Annotated in this window: 11 protein-coding genes; 9 read left to right on the top strand and 2 right to left on the bottom strand. The window is 73.8% G+C overall.

Annotation, left to right across the window (positions count from 1 at the left end; genetic code table 11):
• Positions 1–79: 79 nt before the first annotated feature.
• Positions 80–667: a hypothetical protein gene (locus BKA05_RS13940; RefSeq protein ID WP_179531962.1), complete on the top strand. Its 588-nt coding sequence runs from the start codon at positions 80–82 to the stop codon at positions 665–667.
• Between the two features lie 18 nt (positions 668–685).
• Here the strand turns inward: BKA05_RS13940 and coaA are convergent, their stop codons facing one another.
• Complete coding sequence (gene coaA / locus BKA05_RS13935; RefSeq protein WP_179531961.1) at positions 686–1,672, bottom strand: type I pantothenate kinase; 987 nt, start codon at positions 1,670–1,672, stop codon at positions 686–688.
• A 69-nt stretch (positions 1,673–1,741) separates the two neighbouring features.
• On the opposite strand from coaA, the gene glmS reads away from it, so the two are divergent.
• Entirely contained in the window at positions 1,742–3,586 is a 1,845-nt protein-coding gene (gene glmS, locus BKA05_RS13930; RefSeq protein WP_179531960.1) for a glutamine--fructose-6-phosphate transaminase (isomerizing), read from the top strand.
• A gap of 21 nt (positions 3,587–3,607) precedes the next feature.
• On the top strand, positions 3,608–3,961 hold the full coding sequence (locus tag BKA05_RS13925; RefSeq protein WP_179531959.1) for a holo-ACP synthase: 354 nt from the start codon (positions 3,608–3,610) through the stop codon (positions 3,959–3,961).
• A gap of 24 nt (positions 3,962–3,985) precedes the next feature.
• On the opposite strand, the gene BKA05_RS13920 is transcribed toward BKA05_RS13925, so the two are convergent.
• The gene (locus BKA05_RS13920) at positions 3,986–4,735 is read right to left on the bottom strand and encodes a hypothetical protein (protein ID WP_179531958.1); all 750 of its coding nucleotides are present in this window, start codon (positions 4,733–4,735) and stop codon (positions 3,986–3,988) included.
• Between the two features lie 311 nt (positions 4,736–5,046).
• Here BKA05_RS13920 and BKA05_RS13915 point away from each other — a divergent pair, with 311 nt between their 5' ends.
• The 6 genes from BKA05_RS13915 (at position 5,047) to mfd (ending at position 13,889) form a co-directional block, all read left to right on the top strand.
• Positions 5,047–6,462, top strand: coding sequence for a bifunctional ADP-dependent NAD(P)H-hydrate dehydratase/NAD(P)H-hydrate epimerase (locus BKA05_RS13915; RefSeq protein WP_179531957.1), 1,416 nt, complete (start codon positions 5,047–5,049; stop codon positions 6,460–6,462).
• A gap of 109 nt (positions 6,463–6,571) precedes the next feature.
• Positions 6,572–7,708, top strand: coding sequence for an alanine racemase (gene alr / locus BKA05_RS13910; RefSeq protein ID WP_179531956.1), 1,137 nt, complete (start codon positions 6,572–6,574; stop codon positions 7,706–7,708).
• The gene (locus BKA05_RS13905; RefSeq protein ID WP_343045684.1) at positions 7,705–8,769 is read left to right on the top strand and encodes an alpha/beta fold hydrolase; all 1,065 of its coding nucleotides are present in this window, start codon (positions 7,705–7,707) and stop codon (positions 8,767–8,769) included. The genes alr and BKA05_RS13905 overlap by 4 nt, the downstream gene beginning before the upstream one ends.
• Positions 8,766–9,722: a tRNA (adenosine(37)-N6)-threonylcarbamoyltransferase complex ATPase subunit type 1 TsaE gene (gene tsaE, locus BKA05_RS13900; RefSeq protein ID WP_179531955.1), complete on the top strand. Its 957-nt coding sequence runs from the start codon at positions 8,766–8,768 to the stop codon at positions 9,720–9,722. The genes BKA05_RS13905 and tsaE overlap by 4 nt, the downstream gene beginning before the upstream one ends.
• Before the next feature lie 14 nt (positions 9,723–9,736).
• Positions 9,737–10,198 (top strand): hypothetical protein, encoded by a 462-nt coding sequence (locus BKA05_RS13895; protein WP_179531954.1) that lies wholly within the window; start codon positions 9,737–9,739, stop codon positions 10,196–10,198.
• 73 nt (positions 10,199–10,271) lie between these two features.
• Positions 10,272–13,889, top strand: coding sequence for a transcription-repair coupling factor (gene mfd, locus BKA05_RS13890; protein ID WP_179531953.1), 3,618 nt, complete (start codon positions 10,272–10,274; stop codon positions 13,887–13,889).
• Positions 13,890–14,005 lie beyond the last annotated feature (116 nt).

The raw sequence follows: 14,005 nt of genomic DNA, 5'->3' as shown, positions 1-14,005 counted from the left end.
CCGGACCTGTGGAGAGCCGCTCGCGGCCGTCGGTGATCTGGCGTAGACCTGTGCCGTGCTCTCGGGACGGTCGTGGCGGGTGTCTGCGCGGTCGCTCGTGTGGCTGCTGGCCGCGCTGACGACCTGCCTCGTGCTGTGCACGGCCGTGCTGCTGGCGGGGGACTGGCGGGCGCGGGCGTCGGGTCCCGGGGCGGCGGGTCCGGCCCTGGAGCGGCACGGTCTCGTGGTGCGGCTCCCGCCGGGGACGGAGGTGCTGGCGCCGGGGGAGCGGCTGCTCTACCGGGGCGACGACGGCAGGGTGGCGGCGTCGGTGGCCGGTGCAGCGTTGCTGGTCCCCGGGGCGTGCCCCGACGTGCCCGGGTCGTCGCGGGGGTTCGTGGGCGTGGTGCGCGGCGACCACGAGGAGCTGGTCCGAGCCTGGTCGCGGGGGCTCGCGGCCGCGGTCGGGTCGACCCCGACACAGTCCGACGTGGAGGCACCGGTGGGGCGTCGTACGGACCTGGAGGTGGCGGTGGGGGTCGACGCGCCGTGCCAGCCGCCGCGGGTGCGCGCCAGCCTGCTGACCCGCAGCGGGGTCACGGTGGTGCTGGTGCGCGACGTCGGGGTCGCAGGGGCGATCGACGACGCGACGGCCGAGCTGGTGCTGGCCTCGACGCAGTTCCGGTGAGGGAGTGCCGGGCAGGGCTCAGAGCTTGCGCAGGCGGACGTAGCGCACCGAGTGGTCGCGGTCCTTGCGCAGCACGAGCGTCGCCCGGGAGCGGGTGGGCAGCACGTTGTCGGTGAGGTTGGGCCCGTTGATGGTGTCCCAGATGCGGGCGGCCTCCGCGAGGGCCGCCTCGTGGTCGAGGTCGACGTACTTGCCGAAGTAGGAGCCGGGGTCGCGGAACGCGGTCTCCCGCAGCCGCATGAACCGCTCGACGTACCACTGGCGGATGTGGGAGGTGCCCGCGTCCACGTAGACGGAGAAGTCGAAGAAGTCGCTGACGGCCAGCCCGGTGCGACCGTCCTCGCGGGCCCGCGCCGGCTGGAGCACGTTGAGGCCCTCGATGATCACGACGTCGGGGCGCTTGATGACGATCTTCTCGTCGGGGACGACGTCGTAGACCAGGTGGGAGTACGTCGGAGCCTCGATCTCGTCCTTGCCGGACTTGATGTCCACGACGAAGCGCAGCAGCGCGCGGCGGTCGTAGGACTCCGGGAAGCCCTTGCGCTGCAGGATGCCGCGGCGCTCAAGCTCGGCGTTGGGGTAGAGGAACCCGTCGGTCGTCACCAGCGCGACGTTGGGGTGCTCGGGCCAGTGGGCCAGCATCTGCTGCAGCACGCGGGCGGTGGTCGACTTGCCGACCGCCACCGAGCCGGCCAGCCCGATCACGAACGGCGTGCGCGGGGGCACCGGTCGCTGCAGGAACTCCTCCTGCTTGCGGTGCAGCCGCCCCGCGGAGCCGACGTACATCGAGAGCAGGCGGGACAGCGGGAGGTAGACCTCGCGGACCTCGTCGATGTCGAGGGAGTCACCGAGCCCGCGCAGCCGGCGTACCTCCTCGGCCGTGAGGGGGCTCTCGGTCTCCGCGGCCAGCGCCGCCCAGGCGTCGCGGTCCAGCTCGATGAAGGGTGACGGCTCCCGGCCGTTGTCGTCGTGACCCTGCGCAGGGCCCCGGCCGGGCGTGGACATGGCTGCCAGTCTGGCAGGACGCGCCGGCTGTGCCGGGACCGGCCCACGGGTTGCGTAGACTCCTGGGCCATGTGCGGGATCGTCGGTTACGTCGGGCACCGCTCCGCGCAGGACGTCGTCGTGGAGGGGCTGCGCCGCCTGGAGTACCGCGGCTACGACTCGGCGGGGGTCGCCCTGGTCGAGGCGGGGCGGATCGAGTGGCGCAAGCGCGCCGGCAAGCTGGCGAACCTGGAGAAGGTGATCTCCGAGGAGCCACTGCCGGGCACCACGATCGGCATCGGGCACACCCGGTGGGCCACCCACGGGGCGCCCAACGACCGCAACGCCCACCCGCACCTGGGCCACGGGCGCCGGGTCGCGGTCGTGCACAACGGCATCATCGAGAACTTCGACGACCTGCGGGCGCGTCTCGAGGACGACGACCACCACCTGGTCTCCGAGACCGACACCGAGGTGGCGGCGCACCTGCTGGAGCTCCAGGTGGCCTCGGGGGAGGACCTGACCACCGCGATGCAGCGGGTCTGCCAGATGCTGGAGGGCGCGTTCACGCTGGTCGCGGTCGACGCGCAGGACCCGGACCGGGTGGTGGCCGCGCGCCGCAACAGCCCGCTGGTGGTGGGCGTGGGCGAGGGGGAGAACTTCCTGGGCTCGGACGTCGCGGCGTTCATCGAGCACACCCGTGAGGCGCTGGAGCTCGGCCAGGACCAGGTCGTGACGATCACCCGTGACGCGGTGTCCGTGACCGACTTCGCCGGCCGTGAGGTGGAGGCGAAGGCCTACCACGTGGACTGGGACCTCTCGGCGGCCGAGAAGGACGGCCACGACTGGTTCATGCGCAAGGAGATCTTCGAGCAGCCGCACGCGGTGGCCGACTCCCTGCTGGGGCGGCGCACCCGCACCGGTGAGCTGCAGCTGGACGAGATGCGGCTCTCGGACCAGGAGCTGCGCGACATCGACAAGATCATCATCATCGCGGCCGGCACCTCCTTCTACGCGGGGATGGTCGCCAAGTACGCCATCGAGCACTGGTGCCGCATCCCGGTGGAGGTCGAGCTGAGCTCGGAGTTCCGCTACCGCGACCCGATCCTGGACTACTCCACGCTGGTGGTGGCGATCAGCCAGTCCGGGGAGACCGCGGACACCCTGCAGGCCATCCGGCACGCGCGGTTGCAGCGCAGCAAGGTGCTGGCGATCTGCAACACCAACGGCTCCACGATCCCGCGGGAGTCCGACGCGGTGATCTACACCCACGCCGGGCCCGAGATCGGGGTGGCCTCCACCAAGGGGTTCGTCACCCAGCTGGTGGCCTGCTACCTCCTCGCGCTCTACCTGGCCCAGGTCAAGGGCACCCGCTTCGGTGACGAGATCGCCGACGTGGTCCACCAGCTCGAGGCGATCCCCGGGCACATGAGCACGGTCCTGGACCGTGCCGAGGAGGTCTACGAGCTCGCCCGCGACCACGTCGGGGAGCGCACCGTGCTGTTCCTGGGCCGTCACGCGGGGTACCCGATCGCGCTCGAGGGGGCGTTGAAGCTCAAGGAGCTGGCCTACATCCACGCCGAGGGGTTCGCCGGCGGTGAGCTCAAGCACGGTCCGATCGCGCTGATCGACGAGGGGATGCCGGTCCTGTGCGTCGTACCCCCCAAGGGCCGCGACCAGCTGCACGGCAAGATGCTCTCGGCGATCCAGGAGGTCCGGGCCCGCGGGGCGCGCACCATCTGCCTGGCCGAGGAGGGCGACCGCTCGGCCGCGGCCGTCGCCGACACCGTCATCGAGCTGCCCAAGGTCCCGGTGCTCCTGCAGCCGCTGCTCGCCGTCGTACCCCTCCAGCTCTTCGCCTGCGAGCTGGCCACCGCCATGGGCCACGACGTCGACCAGCCGCGGAACCTCGCGAAGTCCGTCACCGTCGAGTAGCGCGGACCGGCGGAGGCGAGCGTGGCCGTGATCGGCGTCGGCATCGACGTCTGCGACATCGAGCGCTTCGGGCTGTCGCTGGAGCGCACCCCCGGGCTGCGGGAGCGGCTGTTCACCCCCGGCGAGGCGACCCGCCCGCTGGCCTCCCTCGCCGCGCGCTTCGCCGCCAAGGAGGCACTCGCCAAGGCGCTCGGTGCCCCCGTCGGCATGTCGTGGCAGGACGCGGAGATCGTCTCGGAGTCCACCGGTCGCCCGCGCTTCGAGGTGCGCGGCACGGTCGCCGACCAGGTGCGGGCCTGCGGCGCCACCTCCGTCCACGTCTCGCTCTCCCACGACGCCGGCGTCGCCTCGGCCGTGGTGGTCCTCGAGTCCTGACCGTCTCGTGTGGCTGAGCGCGGTCTATGCGCCGCGCTGGACCACACGAGGCGGGACGCCGAGCCGGATGAGGTCCGCGGCGAGGCGGGCGGCGTCCTCCCTCAGCTCGCGCGCCGTGCACCTGACAGCCTGCCGATCCGCGGCGAGGAGGCTCCGCTCACGGGCGATGTCCTCCTCCCAGTGCTCGACCTCCATGTGGAAGCCGCCGTCGATCTCCAGGACGAGCGTGCGACCGTCCGACAGCCGCCACTCCGCGTCGGTGTAGCGCAGGCGTCCGTCGCTGCCCCGCCTGCGTGCCTGCCGGGTGGGCGCGGCCAGGCCGAAGGTGCGGCACAGGCGGGCGAGGTCGACCTCCGCGAGGGAACCGGCGCCGCCCGCGATCTCCTCGAGGCACGTCCGCAGCAGCGGGGCCTTGTGGAGCGGCTTCATCCGGCGGATCCACTCCTGCAGGGCGGCAGGGGTCGTGAGGCCCTGCTGCACGACGGCGGCCATCACGCCCTGCGCAGTCCGGGGCGAGCGCTGGTAGGCAGCGAAGTGCAGCACGGCGGGCTCGAGCTTCATCGTCGGCAGTGACAAGGCGCTACGCATCGAGGGAAGGTGGCGACGCGTGCGGCGGTACACCACACCGTCGACCTGGCTGTCCAGCACCAAGTCGTCGGGGATGATCACCGTGGTGTCGTCACGGTGCCATCGCTGGAGACCGTGCACCTCTGCGGCCGACAGATCGGCCACCAGCGCCCGCGGGCCCGCGTGCAGCACACCCACCCAACGCATCTGTGCCCTCGTGGGAGGACCGGTCGTGGTCGACAGCACCATGGAGGAGCGAGCCACCCATCGTTCTGCGTCCACCTGTGCCCGCACGTGGTGGCGATCCACCCCGAGCATGGTCAGCTGACGCCGAGAGAGGAGGCCCTCCTGCGCGCGCGCCAGCTCGCGCCAAGTGGGTGCGGCTCGCTCGGATGTCACGGATCCAGGATGGCTTCTCGGCCGGATCCGTGCGCTCCGCTCTCCACAGCCCCGCCTCGTGTGGCTCAGCGCGGTCCATGGCCCGCGCTCAACCACACGAGGCGACTACGTTTGGCGGCATGAGGCGGGCGCACACGGTCGAGGAGGTCCGGGCGGTGGAGGGCGCGCTGATGGCGCGGTTGCCCGAGGGGACGCTGATGCAGCGCGCGGCGCACGGGCTGGCGGGGGCCGTGGCCGACTGGCTGGGGTCGACCTACGGCCGACGGGTCGTGCTGCTGGTGGGGTCGGGGGACAACGGCGGCGACGCGCTGTACGCCGGAGCCCTGCTCGCCCGGCGCGGAGCCGGTGTCGAGGCGTGGTTGCTCGGCCGGTCGGCGCACGAGGGCGGGCTGGCGGCGCTCGCGGCGGCCGGTGGCCGGGTCGGTGCACCACGCGCGCTGCGCGACCGGCCCGACGTGGTGGTCGACGGGATCGTGGGCATCGGTGGTCGCCCGGGGCTGTCCGACGCGGCGTCCGCGGCGCTGGCGTTGCTCGAGGGCGTGCCGGTGGTGGCGGTGGACACCCCCAGCGGCGTCGGCGTGGACTCCGGCGAGACCCCCGAGCCGCACGTGCGGGCCGACCTGACGGTCACGTTCGGCACCCACAAGACCTGCCACCTGGTCGACCCCGCGGCACAGGCGTGCGGCGCGGTGCAGCTCGTCGACATCGGGCTGGACCTCCCCGAGGCGCCGGTCGAGAGCCTGCAGCCCGCCGACGTCGGCCGCCTCCTGCGCGTGCCCGGGCCGGACGACCACAAGTACACCCGCGGGGTCGTCGGGGTCCGGGCCGGCAGCGCGACGTACCCCGGCGCGGGGCTGCTCTCCGTCGCCGGTGCCTCCTGCGGGCTGGCCGGGATGGTGCGCTACGTCGGTGACTCCGCCGTCGCCGACCGGGTGCGCGAGCAGCACCCCGAGGTCGTGGGGGCCGGGAGGGTGCAGGCCTGGGTCGTGGGTTCGGGGGGCGGCGCCGCGGCCGGCGACGAGCTCGCCGCCGCGCTGGCCGACGAGGTCCCCACCGTCGTCGACGCCGACGCGCTGCAGCACCTCGAGGCCGTGCTCGACGGGAGCACCCGGGCCGACCTCGTGCTCACGCCGCACGCCGGCGAGCTGGCGGCGCTGCTCGGGGTCGAGCGCGGCGAGGTCGAGGCCCGCCAGCTGCACCACGCCCGGCTCGCGGCCCGGCGCTTCGGCTGCGTGGTCGGGCTCAAGGGGCGACACACGCTCGTCACCCGCCCCGACGGGCGCACCCGCGTCACCACCACCGGCACCCCGTGGCTGGGGACCGCCGGCGCAGGCGACGTGCTCGGCGGCGTGATCGGTGCGGTGCTCGCCACCGGGCTCGACCCCTGGGACGCCGCCGCCGTCGGGTCGTGGCTGCACGGCGCGGCCGCCACGCTGGTCTCCGACGGCGGTCCGATCGTGGCCGGTCAGGTGGCCGGTGCCGTGGCGGACGTGGTGCGGGGGCTGCCGGTGGTCTCGACGCCCGCTCGTCGCTAGCGCTCCTCGCTGCTCGACCACCGGAGGGGGCCCGCTCGTCGCTGACGCTCCTCGCTGCTCGACCACCGGCGACCTCGCCCACCGGGGTGGGATGGGAGGATGGGCGGCGATGTCCTCGGACCCGGTGGTGCGTGCGGAGATCGTCGTCGACCTGGCGGCGGTCCGCGCCAACGTGCGTGCCCTCGCGGCGCACACCCGGACCCCGCTCATGGTGGTCGTGAAGGCCGACGCCTACGGCCACGGGTTGCTGCCGGTCGCGCGGGCGGCCCGCGCGGCGGGCGCCTCGTGGCTCGGCGCCGCCACCCTCGAGGAGGCGCTCGCGCTGCGCGAGGCCGGTGACACCGGGCCCGTCCTCACCTGGCTCTTCGTCCCCGGGGAGCCGCGGCTCACCGACGCGGTCGCCGCGGGCATCGACGTGACCGCCCACAGCGCCGAGGGCCTCGACGCCGTCGCCGAGGCGGTACGACGCAGCGGCACGCCCGCGCGGCTCCAGCTCAAGATCGACACCGGCCTGTCCCGCAACGGCTGCGCCCCCGAGGACTGGGCGGGGCTGGTCGAGCGGGCCCGCGACGGGGAGCGCGCCGGCACTTGGCGGGTGACCGGCGTCTGGTCGCACCTGGCCTGCAGCGACGAGCCCGACCACCCGGCCAACGTCGCGCAGCTGGTCGCCTTCGAGGACGCCCTGGCCGTCGCCACCGAGCACGGACTCGCGCCGGAGGTGCGCCACCTGGCCAACTCCGCGGCGGCGATCATCAGCCCCGAGACCCGGTTCGACCTGGTGCGGGTGGGGATCGCGGCGTACGGCCTGGACCCGGCGCCGGGGCACACGCCCGACCTCGGCCTGCGTCCGGCCATGACGGCGCGGGCGGCCCTGGCGCACGTGAAGCGTGTCCCGGCGGGTGCGGGGGTGTCCTACGGGCACAGCTGGGTCGCGGACCGCCCGACCACCCTGGGCCTGGTGCCCGTCGGCTACGGCGACGGGGTGCCGCGGCACGCGGGAAACCACGCGCAGGTCGACGTCGGCGGCAAGCACTGCCCGGTGCGCGGCCGGGTGTGCATGGACCAGCTGGTCGTCGAGGTGCCGGACGGCCACGGGGCGGTCGGTGACGAGGTCGTACTCTTCGGTGCCGCCCCGCACCCGACCGCCCAGGACTGGGCCGAGGCCTGCGGGACCATCAGCTACGAGATCGTGACCCGCATCGGTGGGCGCTTCGGCCGCCGGTGGGTGGGCCAGGAGGACGAGTGAGCAGGACCAGGAGCACGGTGTGGCGCTGGGCCGGCGCCGCCGCGGGTGCGCTGGCGCTCGGGGCCGGGGTCGAGGTCGCCCGACGGCGCCGCGACCTCGCGGCCCGCAGGGGAGCCGGGGACGCCACGCCCCTGGGCTCGCTGCGCTCGCCCGCGCGGACGGTCGTCACCCCCGACGGCGTCCCCCTGCACTGCGAGGTCGACGAGCCGTCGGAGCCGGACGCGGAGACCGCGGTCACGGTGGTCTTCGTGCACGGCTACGCCCTCACCCTCGACTGCTGGCACTTCCAGCGCGCCGGCTACCGCGGGCTGGTCCGCACGGTCCTTTACGACCAGCGCTCGCACGGCCGGTCCGGCCGGTCGGACCACCACCACGCCACCATCGACCAGCTGGGGCTGGACCTCGAGCAGGTCATCGAGGAGCTCGCGCCCGACACCCCGGTCGTGGTCGTCGGGCACTCGATGGGCGGGATGAGCATCATCGCCCTGGCCGAGCAGCGACCGGAGCTCTTCGGCGAGCGGATCGTGGGCGTCGGGCTGCTCTCCACGACCGCCGGCGGCCTCGACGTGGGCCGCATCCTGCTGCCGATCGGGCCGGCGCGCCTGGGCGGTGTCATGACCACCCGCGCCGTGCGCGGCCTGCGCCGCGGGCACCGCGGGGTCGACGTCCTGCGGCGCCTCGGGGCGACGGTTGCGGAGGTGTTCACCGACGTGTTCGCCTTCGGGGACGAGGTGCCGGCCTCCTACGTGCGCTACGTCGACGCCATGCTCAGCCGTACGCCGTTCGAGGTGCTGGCGGAGTTCTTCCCGAGCCTGCACGGGCTGGACAAGTTCCACGCCGTGGAGGCGCTGGGGGGCGTCCCCACGACCATCGTCTGCGGCACCGCCGACCGGCTGACCTCGATCGGCCACAGCCGCAAGCTGCACAGCCGCATCGACGGCTCCGTGCTCGTCGAGGCCGAGGGCGCCGGGCACATGGTGATCATGGAGCGGCACGAGCAGGTCAACGCGGCGCTCGACCAGCTGCTGGCCGCCGCGACCGAGCGGGTGGGGCAGCGGTGACCGACACCCGACCCGAGTCCAAGGTCGCCGTACGCCGCGTGGGGCCGGAGGCCGCTGCCGAGGTGCTGCACGTGGTGCGCGCCGCCTTCGGGGCCCGACCGGACATGGACCCCAAGCCCGACGCGTTGCTGGAGACCGAGGAGACGATCGCCGCCAAGCTCGCCGCCGGCGGTGGGCTGCTCGCCGAGCTCGACGGCGAGCCCGTGGGGACGCTGATCCTCGACCCCATCGGCTCCACGACGTACCTGCGGCGGTTCGGCGTGGTGCCCGGGCACCAGGGGCACGGCATCGCCGGGTCGTTGATCGACGCGGCGGTCGACGCCGTGCTCGAGTCCGGCACCGGCACCGACGACCTCACGGTCGTGGCCCGCGAGGAGCTGCCGAAGACCATCCGCTTCTGGGACCGCCAGGGCTTCCGGGAGATCACCCGGCGCTCGCCGCTGGTGGAGATGCGCCGTCCGCTGCGCACCGCGGTCTTCCAGGCCCCGACCGCCGACGCGATGCGCGGCATCGGTCGCTCGCTGGCCGGTCAGCTGACCCGGGGCGACCTGATCGTGCTCACCGGCGACCTCGGCGCGGGCAAGACCACCTTCACCCAGGGCCTGGGTGCCGGCCTCGGGGTGCGCGGCCACGTGACCTCGCCGACCTTCGTCATCGCCCGGGTGCACCCCTCCCGGGTCGGTGGGCCCGAGCTCGTGCACGTCGACGCCTACCGGCTCGACGGGTTGGAGGAGCTCGACGACCTCGACCTCGACACCTCCCTGGAGGACGCCGTGACCGTCGTGGAGTGGGGCGAGGACCTCGCCGAGGGGCTCTCGGAGTCGCGGCTGGAGATCAGGATCGTGCGCGACCTCGAGGGCGGCGACCCCGACGACACCTTCGACCCGCGGCGCGTGGAGATCACGCCCGTCGGGCCGCGCTGGCACGCGCTGTCCTTCCGCGGCCTGGGCTGAGGCGGCGGTCGCAGGTGAGGGGTCGCCGCGCGCTCGTCCTCGCCGTGGTGGTGGGGCTGCTCGGCGCCGGGCTCGCGGTGTCGGTGGCGGACCAGCGGCTGCGCGCGGGGGAGGACCGAGCCCTGCGGGCGTGCGGTGAGCGCGCGTACGCCGCGGCCGTCCGCGCCGACCGGGTGCTCGGGTCCATGGCGGAGTACATCCGGCCCTCGCTCGCCGAGCGCAGTGGGCTGTGGGTGCTGATGTCCGAGGCCGCCGAGCGGGCCCGGCCCTCGGTGGACGACGCGCTCGCCTCCTGCCGCGACGTGGAGGTCCGCGGGGTCCACCGCACCCACGTGCGCGAGCGGGCCGCCTACGTCGACTACCTGCGGGCCCGCAGCGAGCAGCTCGGCGCGATCGTCACCGACGGCCGGGCCGCCGCGGAGTCCGACCCCGAGCTCGCCCGCCTGCGTGAGGTCGCCTTCGGGGACCGACCGTAGGATCGGGTCCGCACCCCCCGGTCGCTCGTCGACCGGGGGCGCTCGTGCTGCCCGGCCCCTGCCCAGGAGACAGATGAACCCCGACCTGCTCGGTCCCGTGCTCGAGGACCCCACCCTCGCGGCCGCCCTCGAGGACGCCCGCGAGGCGCGGGTGCGCGCCCTCGACCTGACCGCCCCCGAGGCGCTGCGGCCCTTCGTCACCGCCGGGCTGGTCCGCGCCGGACGCAGCGTGCTGGCCGTCACGGCGACCGCGCGCGAGGCCGAGGACCTCGTGGCGCACCTCGGAGACCTCCTCGACCCCGACCGGGTCGCCTACTACCCCAGCTGGGAGACGCTCCCGCACGAGCGGCTCAGCCCGCGCAGCGACACCGTCGGCCGTCGCCTGGCAGTGCTGCGCCGGCTGCTCCACCCGGGGGTCTCGACGAGCTCGACCAGCGGTGGGGTCAACGGGCCGCTCGACGTGGTCGTCGCGCCGGTCCGCTCGGTCCTGCAGCCGCAGGTCAAGGGGCTCGGCGACCTCGAGCCGGTCGAGCTGAGCGCCGGGGACACCGCGCCCCTGGAGGACCTCACCCGTCGCCTCGCCGACGCCGCCTACACCCGCGTCGACCTGGTCGAGAAGCGCGGCGAGTTCGCCGTGCGCGGCGGCATCGTCGACGTCTTCCCGCCCACCGAGGAGCACCCGCTGCGCGTGGAGCTCTGGGGCGACGACGTCGAGGAGATCCGTGCGTTCTCTGTCGCCGACCAGCGCACCCTGGAGCCGGTCGACCGGCTGTGGGCGCCGCCGTGCCGCGAGCTCCTGCTCACCGAGGACGTACGCCGCCGCGCGGCCGAGCTCGGCGCCAGCCACCCGCAGCTGCTCGAGCTGACCGACAAGATCAGCCAGGGCATCGCGGTCGAGGGCATGGAGTCCCTCGCCCCGGTGCTCGTCGACGAGATGCAGCTGCTCGTCGACCTGATGCCGGCCGACACCCACGTGCTGGTGCTCGACCCCGAGCGGGTCCGGGCGCGGGCGCACGACCTGGTGGCCACGAGCGAGGAGTTCCTCGGCGCCTCCTGGGCGGCTGCCGCCTCGGGCGGGTCCGCCCCCATCGACCTCGGTGCGGCGTCGTACCGGACCCTGGCCGACGTGCGCGAGCACAGCCTCGAGGGCGGGCGGCCGTGGTGGACCGTGAGCCCGTTCGGGCTCGACCCCGGCGCGGGTGGTGACGGGGAGCAGGTCGTCCGCGACGAGACCGGACAGGTCGTGCACGTCGACGTGGACGTCACCGTGGGCGCCGTCCCCACCCGGGCGTTGGCCGCCGGCCCCGTCGAGGCCTACCGCGGTGACGTCGACCGGGCGATGAAGGACCTCGACACCTGGCGCTCCGACGGCTACCGCGTGGTCGTCGTGCACCCCGGTCACGGCCCGGCGCAGCGGATGGTCGAGGCGCTGTCGGAGGCCGAGGTGCCCGCCCGGCTGGTCGAGCCCGGCAGCGGGGAGGACCTGTGGCAGGTCGGCGTCGTCACGGTCACCTGCGGCGCGCTGACCCAGGGCTTCGTCGACGAGACCCACCGGCTGGTGCTGCTCACCGGCGAGGACGTCAGCGGGCAGCGGACCTCCACCCGCGACATGCGCAAGATGCCGGCGCGACGCAAGCGGCAGATCGACCCCCTGGAGCTCAAGACCGGCGACTACGTCGTCCACGAGCAGCACGGTGTGGGCCGCTTCGTGGAGATGAAGCAGCGCGAGGTCGGCGGCGCCACCCGCGAGTACCTCGTCCTGGAGTACGGCGCGTCCAAGCGCGGCGCGCCGCCGGACCGCCTCTACGTGCCGGCCGACGCGCTGGACCAGGTCACCCGCTACGTCGGCGGCGAGCAGCCCAGCCTGGACCGGCTCGGCGGCGGTGACTGGGCCAAGCGCAAGAGCCGGGCCCGCAAGGCGGTCCGGGAGATCGCCGCGGAGCTGATCAAGCTCTACGCCGCCCGGCAGGCCACCAAGGGGCACGCCTTCGGGCCGGACACGCCGTGGCAGCGCGAGCTCGAGGACGCCTTCCCGTTCCAGGAGACCCCCGACCAGCTCTCCACGGTCGACGAGGTGAAGTCCGACATGCGGCAGGTGGTCCCGATGGACCGGCTGATCTGCGGCGACGTGGGCTACGGCAAGACCGAGATCGCGGTGCGGGCGGCGTTCAAGGCCGTGCAGGACGGCAAGCAGGTCGCGGTGCTGGTGCCGACCACGCTGCTGGTCACCCAGCACCTGTCGACCTTCGCCGAGCGGATGAGCGGCTTCCCGGTGGTGCTCAAGGCGTTGAGCCGCTTCCAGACCGACAAGGAGGCCGCGGAGGTGATGCGGATGATGGCCGACGGCTCCGTCGACATCGTCGTGGGCACCCACCGGCTGCTCAACCCCGACGTCCGCTTCAAGGACCTCGGGCTGATCATCGTCGACGAGGAGCAGCGCTTCGGCGTCGAGCACAAGGAGCAGCTCAAGCGGATGCGCACCGCCGTCGACGTGCTGTCGATGTCGGCCACGCCGATCCCGCGGACCCTGGAGATGGCGATCACCGGCATCCGCGAGATGTCCACGATCACCACGCCGCCCGAGGAACGGCACCCGGTGCTCACCTACGTCGGTGCCTACGAGGACCGCCAGGTCGTCGCCGCCGTGCGCCGTGAGCTGCTGCGCGAGGGCCAGGTCTTCTACATCCACAACCGGGTGCAGTCGATCGAGAAGGCCGCCGCCCGCATCCGCGAGCTGGTGCCCGAGGCGCGCGTCGCCACGGCGCACGGCCAGATGAACGAGAAGCAGCTCGAGCAGGTCATGCTCGACTTCTGGGAGAAGCGCTTCGACGTGCTCGTGTGCACGACGCTCGTGGAGTCCGGGCTCGACGTCTCCAACGCCAACACGATGATCATCGAGCGCGCCGACACCCTCGGCCTCTCCCAACTGCACCAGCTGCGCGGACGTGTCGGCCGCTCCCGCGAGCGGGCCTACGGCTACTTCCTCTACCCCGGGGAGAAGCCGCTGACCGAGACCGCCCACGAGCGGCTGGCGACGCTGGCCCAGCACTCCGACCTCGGCGGCGGCATGGCGATCGCGATGAAGGACCTCGAGATCCGCGGCGCCGGCAACCTGCTCGGCGGCGAGCAGTCCGGCCACATCGCCGACGTCGGCTTCGACCTCTACGTCCGCCTCGTCGGCGAGGCCGTGGCGGAGTTCAAGGGCGACGGTGCCGAGGAGCTCTCCGAGGTCCGCATCGAGCTGCCCGTGGACGCCCACCTCCCGCACGACTACATCGGCTCCGAGCGGCTGCGCCTGGAGATGTACAAGCGGCTGGCCGAGGTGCGCTCCGACGAGGACGTCGACGCGATCGAGGAGGAGCTCAAGGACCGGTACGGCGACCTGCCGATCGTCGTGGTGTCGCTGCTGCTCGTGGCGCGGTTCCGTGCGCGGGCCCGGGCCGCGGGCATCGGCGAGGTCACGATCGCGGGCAAGAACGTCCGCTTCGCGCCCGTCTCGCTGCCCGACTCCCGCGTCGTGCGGCTGCAGCGGATGTACCCCAAGTCGCTGGTCAAGCCGCAGACCGACACCATCTTGGTCCCGCGCCCGCAGACGGCCGTGATCGGCGGCAAGCCGCTGGACGGCATCGCGCTGCTGGAGTGGGCCAAGGGCGTCATCGACCAGGTGATCGACCCTCCCGCCGCCTCCTGACGCTCCTCGGGTCACCGTCCTCCAGCCGAACCGGCGTATTGATACGCCGGTTCGGCGGGCTGGGGTCGGTCCGTGCGGGTCGAGCCGGCGTATTGATACGCCGGTTCGGCGGGCGG

Source organism: Nocardioides marinus, from assembly GCF_013408145.1.
GTDB classification, from domain to species: domain Bacteria; phylum Actinomycetota; class Actinomycetes; order Propionibacteriales; family Nocardioidaceae; genus Nocardioides; species Nocardioides marinus.
This window is presented reverse-complemented; position numbering and strand designations above follow the sequence as displayed.

Coding starts and splice junctions, on each gene's coding strand:
- coaA (WP_179531961.1), bottom strand. CDS start 1,672: ATGTCCACGCCCGGCCGGGGCCCTGCGCAGGGTCACGACGACAACGGC.
- glmS (WP_179531960.1), top strand. CDS start 1,742: ATGTGCGGGATCGTCGGTTACGTCGGGCACCGCTCCGCGCAGGACGTC.
- BKA05_RS13920 (WP_179531958.1), bottom strand. CDS start 4,735: ATGCGTTGGGTGGGTGTGCTGCACGCGGGCCCGCGGGCGCTGGTGGCC.
- BKA05_RS13915 (WP_179531957.1), top strand. CDS start 5,047: ATGAGGCGGGCGCACACGGTCGAGGAGGTCCGGGCGGTGGAGGGCGCG.
- alr (WP_179531956.1), top strand. CDS start 6,572: ATGTCCTCGGACCCGGTGGTGCGTGCGGAGATCGTCGTCGACCTGGCG.
- mfd (WP_179531953.1), top strand. CDS start 10,272: ATGAACCCCGACCTGCTCGGTCCCGTGCTCGAGGACCCCACCCTCGCG.